This window comes from uncultured Tenacibaculum sp. (genome assembly GCF_947502995.1).
Classification (GTDB): Bacteria; Bacteroidota; Bacteroidia; order Flavobacteriales; family Flavobacteriaceae; genus Polaribacter.
Map to the genome: position 1 here is coordinate 1 of NZ_CANNBW010000038.1, position 13165 is coordinate 13165.

General features: G+C 30.8%; 10 protein-coding genes. 5 read left to right on the forward strand and 5 right to left on the reverse strand.

The window, feature by feature from the left end; all coding sequences use genetic code 11:
• Nucleotides 1-136 precede the first annotated feature (136 nt).
• Nucleotides 137-1129: a type I glyceraldehyde-3-phosphate dehydrogenase gene (gap, locus tag Q1A46_RS20345; RefSeq protein WP_299683416.1), complete on the reverse strand. Its 993-nt coding sequence runs from the start codon at nucleotides 1127-1129 to the stop codon at nucleotides 137-139.
• Nucleotides 1130-1153: 24 nt separating this feature from the next.
• Complete coding sequence (gene pfkA / locus Q1A46_RS20350) at nucleotides 1154-2140, reverse strand: 6-phosphofructokinase (protein ID WP_299683419.1); 987 nt, start codon at nucleotides 2138-2140, stop codon at nucleotides 1154-1156.
• A gap of 127 nt (nucleotides 2141-2267) precedes the next feature.
• Here pfkA and Q1A46_RS20355 point away from each other — a divergent pair, with 127 nt between their 5' ends.
• Nucleotides 2268-4001 carry a sodium:solute symporter family protein gene (locus Q1A46_RS20355; RefSeq protein WP_299683421.1) on the forward strand — a complete coding sequence of 578 codons (1734 nt, stop codon included), beginning with the start codon at nucleotides 2268-2270 and terminating at the stop codon, nucleotides 3999-4001.
• Here the strand turns inward: Q1A46_RS20355 and Q1A46_RS20360 are convergent.
• Nucleotides 3993-5357, reverse strand: a complete 1365-nt coding sequence (locus tag Q1A46_RS20360) for a lipopolysaccharide assembly protein LapB (protein WP_299683423.1) — start codon at nucleotides 5355-5357, stop codon at nucleotides 3993-3995. The two genes, Q1A46_RS20355 and Q1A46_RS20360, sit on opposite strands and share 9 nt — an antisense overlap.
• Nucleotides 5358-5574: 217 nt before the next feature.
• Between Q1A46_RS20360 and Q1A46_RS20365 the strand changes: the two genes are divergently transcribed.
• Both Q1A46_RS20365 and Q1A46_RS20370 read left to right on the forward strand, forming a co-directional pair.
• A complete protein-coding gene (locus tag Q1A46_RS20365) occupies nucleotides 5575-5916 on the forward strand; it encodes a DUF2853 family protein (protein WP_299683425.1) in 342 nt (113 codons plus the stop codon).
• A gap of 87 nt (nucleotides 5917-6003) precedes the next feature.
• Nucleotides 6004-7428 (forward strand): L-serine ammonia-lyase, encoded by a 1425-nt coding sequence (locus Q1A46_RS20370; RefSeq protein ID WP_299683427.1) that lies wholly within the window; start codon nucleotides 6004-6006, stop codon nucleotides 7426-7428.
• A gap of 71 nt (nucleotides 7429-7499) precedes the next feature.
• On the opposite strand, the gene yaaA is transcribed toward Q1A46_RS20370, so the two are convergent.
• A complete protein-coding gene (gene yaaA, locus Q1A46_RS20375) occupies nucleotides 7500-8258 on the reverse strand; it encodes a peroxide stress protein YaaA (protein WP_299683429.1) in 759 nt (252 codons plus the stop codon).
• Between the two features lie 161 nt (nucleotides 8259-8419).
• On the opposite strand from yaaA, the gene Q1A46_RS20380 reads away from it, so the two are divergent.
• Nucleotides 8420-9220, forward strand: a complete 801-nt coding sequence (locus tag Q1A46_RS20380; protein WP_299683431.1) for a hypothetical protein — start codon at nucleotides 8420-8422, stop codon at nucleotides 9218-9220.
• Nucleotides 9221-9256: 36 nt separating this feature from the next.
• Here Q1A46_RS20380 and Q1A46_RS20385 read toward each other — a convergent pair whose 3' ends face one another.
• Nucleotides 9257-9751 carry a hypothetical protein gene (locus tag Q1A46_RS20385; protein ID WP_299683433.1) on the reverse strand — a complete coding sequence of 165 codons (495 nt, stop codon included), beginning with the start codon at nucleotides 9749-9751 and terminating at the stop codon, nucleotides 9257-9259.
• A 438-nt stretch (nucleotides 9752-10189) separates the two neighbouring features.
• Here Q1A46_RS20385 and gcvP point away from each other — a divergent pair, with 438 nt between their 5' ends.
• Nucleotides 10190-13045 carry an aminomethyl-transferring glycine dehydrogenase gene (gcvP, locus tag Q1A46_RS20390; protein ID WP_299683435.1) on the forward strand — a complete coding sequence of 952 codons (2856 nt, stop codon included), beginning with the start codon at nucleotides 10190-10192 and terminating at the stop codon, nucleotides 13043-13045.
• The last annotated feature ends 120 nt before the right edge of the window (nucleotides 13046-13165 follow it).

The window sequence follows — 13165 nt, forward strand, 5'->3', positions numbered from 1 at the left end:
AGTTCGCTTTTTCTTGGGTACAGTGTTATTCATAAAATAAGTCTAAATTGTGTAAACTTATTTCAGGACGGGACAATTTTAAAACAAAAAGCACCTAAATTTAGGTGCTTTTTTTTCATTTCAAATTATCTATAAATTATAATGAAGCAGCATGCTCTAATAAGTCTACAATCTTAGTAGCATACCCGTACTCATTATCGTACCAAGAAATTACTTTAAAGAAATTCTCGTTTAATTCAATACTTGCTCCAGCATCAATAATTGATGTTCTGATATCAGATACGAAATCCTGAGAAACAACCTCGTCGTTAGTATATCCGATTACTCCAGCTAATTCACCTTTAGAAGCTTCTTCTAGCTTCGCTAAAATCTCTTTTAAAGAAGTAGCCTCTTTAGTTCTAAAAGTTAAATCTACTAAAGAAACGTCTGCAGTTGGAACACGAACAGCCATTCCTGTTAATTTTCCTTCTAAAGCTGGAATTACTTTTGTTACAGCCACAGCTGCCCCTGTAGAAGTTGGTATCATGTTACGTAATACAGAACGACCTCTTCTCCACTTAGAATTTGGTCCATCTACAGCATCTTGACCAGAAGTTGCAGAGTGAATTGTAGTCATTAAACCTTCTACTAAACCAAAGTTATCATGAATAACTTTAGCTAAAGGAGCTAAACAGTTTGTTGTACATGAAGCATTAGAAATAATAGTTTCGTCTGCAGTTAAAGTATTATGGTTAACACCCATCACATACATGTTAGCGTCTTTAGATGGTGCAGAAATGATAACTTTTTTTGCTCCACCCTTAATATGTAAATTAGCTTTCTCTTTAGTTAAGAAGAAACCTGTAGATTCGATAACATAATCTGCTCCAACTTCATCCCACTTTAAGTTTTCAGGATTTCTATCAGCTGTAATTCTAATAGTTTGTCCGTTAACAACTAAATTACCATCTTTAACTTCAACAGTTCCATCAAAACGACCATGTACAGAATCATATCTTAATAAATAAGCTAAATAATCTACATCTAATAAATCGTTTATTGCAACTATTTGAATATTGTCTCTTTGGATAGCAGAACGGAAAGCTAATCTTCCGATTCTTCCAAATCCATTAATTCCTATTTTAATCATTTCTATTGTTTGTTTTTATTTGATTTATGTCGTCATAATATCCGACACTCTTAATAATTCTTTATCTATTGAGTTTTGACCTTTAATTGCTTTTTCTAAATCAGTCGTAGCAACTTCATTATCCTTTAATCCTACCATTAAATTAGATTTACCATCAATTAATAATTCGACAGCTCTAACTCCTAATCTTGAAGCTAAAACACGATCGAAACAAGTAGGAGAACCTCCTCTTTGCATATGACCTAGAACAGAAACTCTAACTTCGTATTCAGGCATATTCTCTTCTACATAATCTGCTAATTGATAAACATTTTTACCAGATTTATCTCCTTCAGCTACGACTACGATACTTGATGATTTCCCTGATCTTCTACTTTTCTTTAAAGATTCTAACATACGTTCTAAACCTAAATCTTCTTCAGGAATTAAAATCTCTTCAGCACCTGCTCCAACACCTGTATTTAAAGCTATAAAACCAGCATCTCTTCCCATCACTTCAACAAAGAATAATCTATTGTGAGAAGAAGCTGTATCTCTAATTTTGTCTATAGCTTCCATTGCTGTATTTAAAGCAGTATCGTAACCTAAAGTATGAGAAGTTCCATAAATATCGTTATCTATTGTTCCAGGAATACCTATTACAGGGAAATTATATTCGTTATTAAATACAACTCCACCTGTGAAAGAACCGTCACCTCCAATGATTACTAATCCTTCTATACCTTCTTCCTTAAGATTTTCGTAAGCTTTTGCTCTACCTTCTTTAGTCATAAAATCTTTAGAACGAGCCGATTTTAAAATCGTTCCTCCTTTATGGATTATATTGTTGACACTACGAGCTGACATTGGAGTAAAATCTCCCTCAATCATCCCCTGATATCCTCTATATATTCCGACACATTCTGTTCGATAATATGCTGCAGTCCTTACAACAGATCTTATTGCTGCGTTCATTCCTGGAGAGTCTCCTCCAGAAGTCATAACTGCTATTTTTTTTACTTTTTGTCCCATAAATGTTGATACCAAAGTTACTTATATTTTGCTGTTTTCTGAGATAAAAATGCGAAATCGTTTTCGATTTTTCACGTATTTTACACCTTTTTAAAATAATTATTTACATTAGCATAAACTTACTGAAATGAAGCTTACTCTACTAGATTATTCAATAATTATAATTTTCTTTTTACTTTCTCTTTACATTGGAATAAGAGCATCTAAATCAGCTAAAAAAAGTAGTGCTGATTTTTTCCTTTCTGGTAGAAATATGCCTTGGTGGCTTCTAGGAATCTCTATGGTTGCCACAACATTTGCCGCAGATACTCCTGGGTTGGTTACTGAGCTTGTAAGAACACACGGTGTATCTGGAAACTGGGTTTGGTGGGCTTTATTATTAACAGGAATGTTAACCGTATTTTTTTATGCTAAACTTTGGAGAAAATCTGGAATCACTACAGATCTAGAGTTTTATGAGCTACGTTATTCTGGTAAAACCGCTGGTTTCTTAAGAGGTTTTAGAGCTATTTATTTAGGAGTTATTTTCAATGTCATCACAATGGCTGGAGTTTGTTTAGCTGGAGCTAAAATTGCTAATATATTATTAGATTTATCACGAACAGAAACATTACTCTATTCCTCTATAGTTATTGTAATTTATTCCTCTTTAGGAGGTTTAAAAGGTGTTTTATTAACAGATTTTGTTCAGTTTATTATTGCTATGATTGGTTCTATTTGGGCTACAATTTACATAGTAAATATCCCTGAAGTTGGAGGAATTCAAGAACTTTTAACACATACTTCAGTTGAAGGCAAATTAAATTTATTACCTGATTTTTCAAATACAGAAACTTTAATCACTTTGTTTATAATTCCTTTTGCAGTTCAATGGTGGAGTACTTGGTACCCTGGTGCTGAACCTGGAGGTGGTGGATATATCGCACAACGAATGTTAGCGGCTAAAGACGAAAAAAATGCTACTTGGGCTACTTTATTTTTCAATTTTGCACACTACGCAATTAGACCTTGGCCATGGATTTTAGTTGGTTTAGCTTCATTAGTTGTTTTTCCTGATTTAGTTAGTATTAACAATACTTTTCCTAATCTAACAGAAGAAATGAGAGGTGACGATGTAGCTTATGCTGCAATGATGACGTATTTACCTGCTGGTTTATTAGGTTTAGTATTAACCTCGTTAATTGCTGCTTTTATGAGTACAATTTCTACACAATTAAACTGGGGAAGTTCATATGTTGTAAATGATTTTTACAGTCGTTTTATCAATAAAAATGCTTCAGAAAAACAAAAAGTAATTGTAGGTAGAATTTCTACAGTTATATTAATGATTATGGCTGCTTCTTTCTCATATTTTTTAGAATCAGCTAAAGATGTTTTTGACTTATTATTACAAATTGGTGCAGGAACAGGCCTTTTATTTATTTTAAGGTGGTTTTGGCATAGAGTTAACCCTTACAGTGAAATTGCTGCAATGGCTGTATCTTTTTTAATCGCTATTTTCTTTTTTATAAATAATAAAATGGTGGAGCCTTTTTTAGATATTAAGGGATATTGGCAATTAATTATTGGTGTTTTTCTTACAACTACAGCATGGATATTTGTTACTTTAATAACTAAGCCAACAGATAAAAATACTTTAGACAGCTTTAATCAACTAATTTTTGGTAACGAGAGTAAGTTTAAGAATATTGGAGCTAAAATCGTAGCTTTCTTTTGTAGTGTAATAGGAATTTATGGTTTCTTGTTTGCTACTGGAAATTGGATTTATGGAAAAACTGGAACCGCTTTAATTCTTTCTGCACTAACAATTATATCTGGAATAATAATCCAACAACTTTGGAAGAGAAAGTTATTAGAGTAAACTAAAGTTTGAAATAAAATTCTGAGTTTCTTGATCTTTATATATAGATGGGAATAAATCCTTGATCATTTCATGATGAGCAAAGTCTATTTCTAATCCTTTTTTTAAATGACTATAAGCATAATCATCTTTATGGTTAATCTTAAATAATCCGAATAAACGATACTCTATTTCTGCAAAGTTTTTATAAACTTTTTTGGCTTTTAGTAGAATATCTAAAGCTGTTTCAAATTCTCCTAAGAATAACAAAACATCAGCTAAAGCAATGTAAATTTCTATATCTATATCGCCAAGATTAACACACATCTGAAATGCTTTAACGGCTTCCTCATAAAAGTTTAATTTAATATTAATATCTGCATACTTTCTCCAATACATTGGGTTAGAATCATCTATTTGTAATGCTTTATTAATGTAATAAATTGCTTTATGATAATTTCCGTCAGCATAATAAACATCAGTTAATAATAACCAACCTCTATCTAATAACGGATCTTCGTAAACTGCTTTCTTATAATATTTAATAGCAGTTTCCTTAATATCTAATTTATTGTAACACTCACCTATTCTTATGTAAGCGTATGCAGTTGGATCATCTAGTTCTAGTGTAATTAAATAATTTTGAATAGCTTCTTCGTAACGCTTTAAATTTTCTAAAGATTTTGCTTTTTCCAAATAACCTCCTATAAATCCATCATCTATTAACACAGCATATTCAAAAGCTTGTAAAGCTTCTTCAAAATTATCTAACTCGTAATATTGCTTTCCTAACTGATGCCAAGCTACTTCACTGTATGGGTTTTTATCTAAATATGCTTTTAAGTAATTTATAGACTCTTCATAATTTTCTTCCATTTCAAAACAATACACAATATTGTAAAGTGAAGAATAATCTTCAAAATCTACATCAATACACTTTGCGAAATTAAATCTTGCATTTTCGTAATCATCTAAATACAAGTATTCCATTCCAATCATTGCCCAAACATCAACTGGATCTTGCACAAACTCTAAAGATTGTTTTAAAATATCAATTGCTTCTTTGTGCTTTTTATGTTTAGATAAAATTGTTGCTTTTTGAATAAAAACCTCATCATTATGTGGTTCTATGGCTTCTATATCTGATAGTAAATTAACAGCTTTTTCAATTTCATTATCAAATACTAGAACTTCTACCTTCAATAATTTCAAATTAATTGATTCTGGGTGTTGTTCTAATCCCAACTGCAAAGCTTTCTTTGCTAAGGAATGTTTTCCTACATTCAAATAATGCTCAACTATGTTTTCAAACTCCGAAGTATCGAAAAAATATACTTCGTTGGTTTTTAACATAGATTCAAATTTTGATAAAGACATTTACTGTAGCATTTGATATAATATAAATCTACTACAAGATCCCTTTTTTTCTAATAGGACGGCTGTTTAGTTTTCAACAAAATAATTAACAAATTAACAAGTAGAATATTTTCAAAAAAACAAAAGACTTCAAGACTGAAAATCAATTTGATTTACCTAATTATTTTTCTATATTTGAAATGATGTTGAAAAACAAAATAACTAATATTAAAAAATTATGAGCAAATTTGACGAAAAAGTGGAACTGTACACGAAATTTATGAATGAAAAAAACTTAAGTTTTGATGCAGATTTATTAACCGCTGTTACCAAAGGTTTAGGACCTTCTATTTACAAAAGAGACGCTGAAACTGTTTCTGGTTCTGATCCTAAAGAACTTGAGACTGTTAAAAAGAACTTTTTAATCAAAAAATTAGGTTTAGCTGATGGTTCTGAATTAGATGATGCAATCGCTGAGGTTGTAGAACAAATTGGTAAGTCAGAAAGAAATAAATATCGTGCAGTAGTTTACTATCTTTTAACTAAAAAGTTTGGTAAAGAATCGGTATACGGAATGTAATTTTTACGTTTCTTTAACTTATAGAAAAACCTGTATTGAAATTCAATACAGGTTTTTTATTTTTGTTTTTACAAACATCTGAAACTTATGTCACAATTCATTAGCGTTTTTGATATGCTAAAAGTAGGTGTAGGACCTTCGAGTTCACATACTTTAGGGCCTTGGAGAGCTGCTCAACAATGGATTCAAAAAATAAAAAAAGAACAATTATTTGATGAAGTTCATTCTATTAAAGTTGATTTATATGGCTCCTTATCACTAACTGGTAAAGGCCATGCTACTGATTTAGCTGTTTTACTTGGTTTAAGTGGAACAGATCCTGAATTTATACCAATAGCATCAATTGATTCAATCATACAAAAGATAAAAGACACTAACACTCTTTTTTTTAACCTTGAAAAAGAAATCGATTTCGTAAATGAAAATATCGAATTTCACAGACAATTTTTGCCTTTTCATTCAAATGGATTAACATTTAAAGCCTTCAATGAAAAAAAAGAACAAATTTCATTTGAAACTTATTATTCAATTGGTGGTGGTTTTGTAATACAAGAAAACAATAATGAAGTAACTTCTGAAAATAACGAAATTTCTTTTCCATACCCAATTAATAAAGCTGTAGATTTAGATAAATATTGTAAAGAGCAAGAAAAATCTATTTCTGAAATAGTCTTAGCTAATGAAACTGTTCTACATTCGGAAAATGAAGTTTATGCAAAATTAGACAACATTTGGAATACTATGTTAGAATGTATGTACATAGGTTGTCATACTGAAGGAATTTTACCTGGAGGTTTAAATGTCAAGAGAAGAGCATTCGCCACTCATGAAAAATTAATTAAAGGCAGTAAATATAGTAATAAAGAAGAGTGGATTTCCGCTATCAGAAATACAGAAGTTAAATTCAGAGAAATTTTAAAATGGGTTAGCTGTTTAGCTTTATCTGTTAATGAAGTTAATGCTTCTTTAGGACGTGTAGTGACAGCTCCTACTAATGGAAGTGCCGGAGTTATTCCTGCTGTACTTATGTATTACATGGTTATTGAAAACCATGATGCTACCATAGAACACGTTCGTAAATTTTTATTAGTTGCTGGAGAAATAGGAAGTATATTTAAGAAAAATGCAACTATTTCTGCTGCAATGGGTGGTTGCCAAGCCGAAATTGGAGTTTCATCTGCTATGGCTGCAGCTGCTTTAACAGAATTACTAGGTGGTACACCCGCTCAATGCCTTGAAGCTTCTGAAATAGCCATGGAACATCATTTAGGTTTAACTTGTGACCCAATAGGAGGATTAGTACAAATTCCTTGTATTGAGAGAAATGCTATGGGAGCTATAAAAGCTATCAATGCTGCCGAACTAGCTTTAGAAGGAAATCCTGAAGATGCAATTGTTCCTTTAGATAAAGTTATTGAAACGATGTGGGAAACCGCTAAAGACATGAATAAAAACTATAAAGAAACTTCTGAAGGAGGTTTAGCCATAACTGTTGGATTAGCAGATTGTTAACCATACTTTTCACAAATAAAAAAAGAGGTGTAATTTAAAAAATTACACCTCTTTTTTATTTATCTTGACATCTATCTAGTAAACACTAATTCGTTTTCTTTAGACATTTCTTCAGAAAACCCATATCCGTCAACATCAAATCCTTTTAATTGCTCTATAGTTTCGACATCGTTATCTATGATATAACGCACCATCAATCCTCTAGCCTTTTTTGCAAAGGTCATTATAGTTTTGTATTGTCCATTTTTAAAATCTTTAAAAACAGGAGTAATCATAGGAACCTTTAAAGTTTTTTTAGGTAAAGCTTTAAAATATTCAGCACTAGCAAGATTAACCAACAACTCTCCATCTTCAAGTTCTTCATTTAAAGAATTGGCTAGTGTATCTCCCCAAAACTGATACAAATTTTCTTTTCGTCCTACTTTCAATTTAGTTCCCATCTCAAGTCGATAAGGTTGAATTAAATCCAAGGGCTTTAACAATCCGTATAAACCTGATAAGATTCTAAGCTTGTTTTGCATTTCAGGAATTTTAGCTTCACTTAAAGTATTTACATCTATACCTCTGTAAACTTCTCCTGTAAAACTAAATACTGCTTGTTTCGCATTTTCTAAACTAAAAGGTAAACTCCAATTTTGATTTCTATCATAATTTAAAGCACTTAAATCATCAGAAATCTTCATTAATTCAGATAATTTCTTTCTTGATAATGTTTTTAACTTTTTATTCAATTTTTCAGATTGCTCTAAAAAACTAGATTCTGAAAAGCTTTCTGTTTTTGCTTTTGTTTCAAAATCTAAAGATTTAGCTGGAGATATGATTATTTTCATGATTACCTTTTATTTAATTGTAAAAATACAATCCTTTTGTCGATCATACAATCAGCTATATTACATTAAACTTAGATTTATTTTTTTTCAAAAAAATATTGATGTTTTTATTTTTTATATATATTTGCGCATCAATTAATTAATCAATAAAAACTTAAATTATGAGGGGGATATTTTATGTTTTTATATCTGCATTGTTATTATCTATTACTGGATGTAACACTAATGAAGATATATCTCAACTTCAAGAAGAACAAAATTCACAACAAGAAACAACATTTTTAGGTAACGAAGCAATTGATCTAATAGATCAGGATCTTACTGACGATGTACAGCAAACCATTGCTGATGAACAAGGTTTAATTTTAGAACAAAATGAATCTATTATTGAACAAAGAGAGAACGTTTTAAGTTCTGAACAATTAGGCGAATTACAAAACATTGTTACTGAAGTACAAGTTGAATTACCTGATGAAATTAAATTTGCTAGCAGAAACGCAGTTCCTGTAAATCCTGGTGGTAGATTTAATAAAACTGCTGATATAATAATAGGTAGAAGTTACAAAGCTGGTACTTTAACAATTACATCAGACAGAGTTAATTTAATTGTTAAGTATGAAGCAAATCACTGTTGGTCTTTGTGGGCTACTAACTTATACGTAGGTGATAAAAATGGAATTCCATTAACAAGAAATGGATATCCTAATTATTATCAATTTCCTTATAGAAATTATCATAATAGAGTTAAAGAGTTTACTTATGAAATCCCATTATCTGATTTAAGAGGTGTTGATTGCATTACTGTAGCTGCTCACTCTTTCTTAGGAATTTACTCAAGAAGAAGTAGAAGATGTTGGATATTCTCATCTTGGGGAGATGGTGAACGTTTTGAAACCACAAGATGTCCTGCTACTTACATTCCTTTATGTGAAGACACAACTCCACCAGTTGACACAAAATAAAAAGTAGAAAAAAGCTCTGATTAAATCAGAGCTTTTTTATTTTATATAATTTACTAGTAGAAACCAAAAAACAGGAATTGCTTCTACCCAAAAAGAAGCATAATATTTAGATTGCTTTATTTTTGTTCTTTGTAGAAATAATAATAAAACAAAAAATACAATCATGTAAACAAATTTAAAACTAGAATTTGGAGTTATAAAAAACTCAATTATAACTGTAAATAACAATAAAATAAATCCAAGTTTTTTTGTGCGCTCCACTCCTATCACTTGTGGTATTGTTTGTAAATATTTTTTATCATATTGCATATCACGAATATCAAAAGGCAATGTTAGAACTACCACAAACAAAAAACGTTGAATACTATACATTACTTCATTTATTTCTATTTCTCCTTTACTAACCAAAGGTATCAACGAAGTAACTCCAGACCATACTATGGCTATTATAAAGATCTTTAAAGTTCCAATATTCCTTAAGTTTTTGGTTAAACCTTTAAAAACCGGAATAGCATAAAATAATGTTAACAAAGAAAAAGGTATGAAATAAAGTAGTATTCTTAAATCTATCTGAGTTAAATAATAACACATTAATAAAAAACTAAAAAGAGAAAAGATCTGAATTAATCTCAAATTTTTTGTCAGGCTCATGTGATGCAACTTTGCAATACCTGCATATTTAACAAAATTATACCCCGTTATAGTTCCATAAAAAATAAAATAATCTAACTCTTCATTATAAGATAAACTAAAATAAAACTCTGTAATTCTTATCAGTGCATAAACTGATAGGGCGACATGTAAACTCGAATTAATATAAAACTCGAAAATTATCTTTAAATATTTCACAGCATAAAAGTAATTATTTGTTTAGAACTATTATGGATAGTTAAAAACTTGTTAGTTAAGATTTAAAAAATTTTCAATATTTAGTTATTTTTGCACATCAAAATTAACAACACAACAATAATGAATACAAATTTATTTCAATTACGACATATTGGACCTAGAGATAATGAAAAGGATATTATGTTAAAAGCAATTGGTGTAGATAGTATTGACCAATTAATTTACGAAACTATACCAGACGATATTCGTTTACAAAATGAATTAGATTTGCCTGAAGCATTAAGTGAGTATGAATACTTACAGCACATTAATGAATTGGGGGCTAAAAATAAAATATTCAAAAGTTATATTGGTCTAGGATATCATGAAGCAATTACTCCTAGTGTAATTCAAAGAAATATTTTAGAAAATCCAGGATGGTATACTGCTTATACTCCTTACCAAGCAGAAATCGCTCAAGGTAGATTAGAAGCCTTGTTAAACTACCAAACTATGGTTTGTGATTTAACTGGGATGGAATTAGCAAATGCTTCTTTATTAGACGAAGGAACTGCTGCTGCAGAAGCAATGGCTCTATTATTTGATGTTAGAGAAAGAGCTAAAAAGAAAGCTGGAGCAAACAAATTCTTTGTTTCTGAGGAAATTTTACCGCAAACGTTATCGGTTTTAAAAACTCGTGCTATTCCTATCGGAATAGAGCTAATAATAGGTAATCATAAAAAATTTAATTTTGGTGATGATTACTTTGGTGCTATTCTTCAGTACCCTGGAAAAAACGGTAATGTTGTTGATTATTCTGAATTTGTATCAAAAGCAAACGAAAATAATATTAAAGTTGCTGTAGCTGCTGATATTTTATCTCTTGCAGTTTTGAAAGCTCCAGGTGAATTTGGTGTTGATGTTGTAGTTGGAACTACACAAAGATTCGGAATTCCGTTAGGTTACGGTGGTCCACATGCAGGGTATTTTGCATCTAAAGAAGCATACAAACGTAGTATACCAGGTCGTATTATTGGTGTTACTAAAGATAAAGATGGAGGACCTGCCTTAAGAATGGCTTTACAAACCAGAGAGCAACACATTAAACGTGAAAGAGCTACATCTAATATTTGTACAGCTCAAGTTTTATTAGCTGTTATGGCTGGAATGTATGCTGTTTATCATGGTAAAGAAGGAATTCAATTTATTGCAAATAAAGTTCATTCGGCTTCACAAACTTTAGCCGCTGCATTAAATCGCTTAGGATTTAAACAAATAAACACGGCATATTTTGATACTATTTTGGTTGAAGTTGAAGTTGGAAAATTAAGAGCTACAGCAGAAGCTAACCAAATTAACTTTAATTATGTTGATAAAAATCATGTTGCTATTTCTTTAAACGAAACTGTAGGTTTAAAAGAAATTAATGCTATTGTTGATTGTTTTGAGCAGGCTTTTAATATTCAAGATATTACAATAACTGAATTTGTTTCAGAGAATATAATTCCAGAAAATATAAAAAGAAATACATCTTTCTTAGATCACGAAGTATTCAATACATATCATTCAGAAACTGATATGATGCGTTACATTAAGAAATTAGAAAGAAAAGATTTAGCTTTAAATCACTCAATGATTTCTTTAGGTTCATGTACAATGAAACTTAATGCAGCTTCTGAAATGTTACCTTTAAGTAATCCACAATGGGGAAATATTCACCCTTTTGTTCCTTTAAATCAAGCTGAAGGTTATCAAACTGTATTAAAAAATTTAGAACAACAATTAAATGTTGTTACTGGTTTTACTGGAACTTCATTACAACCAAACTCTGGAGCTCAAGGTGAGTTTGCTGGACTAATGGTTATTAGAGCTTATCATGAAGCTAACGGAGATACACACAGAAACATCTGTTTAATTCCATCTTCTGCACACGGTACAAATCCTGCTTCTGCTGTAATGGCTGGAATGAAAGTAGTTGTAACAAAAACAGATGAGAAAGGAAATATAGATGTAGAAGATTTAAGAGCTAAAGCTGAGTTACATAAAGATAACTTAGCTGCTTTAATGGTAACTTATCCTTCTACTCATGGTGTATTTGAAAAAGCTATTAAAGAAATTACTTCTATCATTCACAATAATGGTGGACAAGTATATATGGATGGTGCAAATATGAATGCACAGGTAGGATTAACAAATCCTGCTACTATTGGCGCTGATGTTTGTCATTTAAACTTACATAAAACATTTGCCATCCCACATGGTGGTGGTGGACCTGGAGTTGGACCAATTTGTGTAGCTCCACAACTAGTTCCATTTTTACCGACTAACCCTGTAATTACTACTGGTGGAGAGAATCCAATTACAGCAATTTCTGCTGCTCCTTGGGGATCTGCTCTAGCTTGTTTAATTTCTTACGGATATATTACAATGTTAGGTGCAAAAGGTTTAACTGATTCTACTAAAATTGCAATTTTAAACGCAAACTATATGAAAGAGCGTTTACAAGAACATTTCCAAACTTTATATACTGGAGAAATGGGACGTGCTGCTCACGAAATGATTTTAGATTGTAGAGAATTTAAACAAAATGGAATCGAAGTAGTTGATATCGCTAAACGTTTAATGGATTATGGATTCCATGCTCCTACTGTATCTTTCCCAGTAGCAGGTACTATTATGGTAGAACCAACTGAAAGTGAAAGCTTAAGTGAGTTAGATCGTTTTTGTGATGCTTTAATTTCTATTAGAAAAGAAATTGATGCTGCTACTAAAGAAGATCAAAACAATGTATTAAAGAATGCTCCTCATACTTTAGCAATGTTAACTAATGATAGTTGGGATTTTCCTTATTCTAGACAAGAAGCTGCTTATCCTTTAGAATATATCATGGATAATAAGTTCTGGCCATCTGTTAGAAGAGTTGATGATGCATATGGAGATAGAAACTTAATTTGCTCTTGTAATCCTATAGAAGATTACATGGAAGCTGAAGCATAAATTCAAAAAGCCTTGCTATAAATAGCAAGGCTTTTTTATTCTTTATGTCCCGTCCTGAAATAAGTTTACACAATTTAGACTTATTTTATGAATAACACTGTACCCAAGAAAAAGCGAACT

Bases quoted from the DNA above. Each gene is read 5' to 3' on its own strand.
- yaaA (WP_299683429.1), bottom strand. From the start codon at position 8,258: ATGAAAATAATCATATCTCCAGCTAAATCTTTAGATTTTGAAACAAAA.
- Q1A46_RS20360 (WP_299683423.1), bottom strand. From the start codon at position 5,357: ATGTCTTTATCAAAATTTGAATCTATGTTAAAAACCAACGAAGTATAT.
- gap (WP_299683416.1), bottom strand. From the start codon at position 1,129: ATGATTAAAATAGGAATTAATGGATTTGGAAGAATCGGAAGATTAGCT.
- pfkA (WP_299683419.1), bottom strand. From the start codon at position 2,140: ATGGGACAAAAAGTAAAAAAAATAGCAGTTATGACTTCTGGAGGAGAC.
- Q1A46_RS20355 (WP_299683421.1), top strand. From the start codon at position 2,268: ATGAAGCTTACTCTACTAGATTATTCAATAATTATAATTTTCTTTTTA.
- gcvP (WP_299683435.1), top strand. From the start codon at position 10,190: ATGAATACAAATTTATTTCAATTACGACATATTGGACCTAGAGATAAT.
- Q1A46_RS20365 (WP_299683425.1), top strand. From the start codon at position 5,575: ATGAGCAAATTTGACGAAAAAGTGGAACTGTACACGAAATTTATGAAT.
- Q1A46_RS20370 (WP_299683427.1), top strand. From the start codon at position 6,004: ATGTCACAATTCATTAGCGTTTTTGATATGCTAAAAGTAGGTGTAGGA.
- Q1A46_RS20380 (WP_299683431.1), top strand. From the start codon at position 8,420: ATGAGGGGGATATTTTATGTTTTTATATCTGCATTGTTATTATCTATT.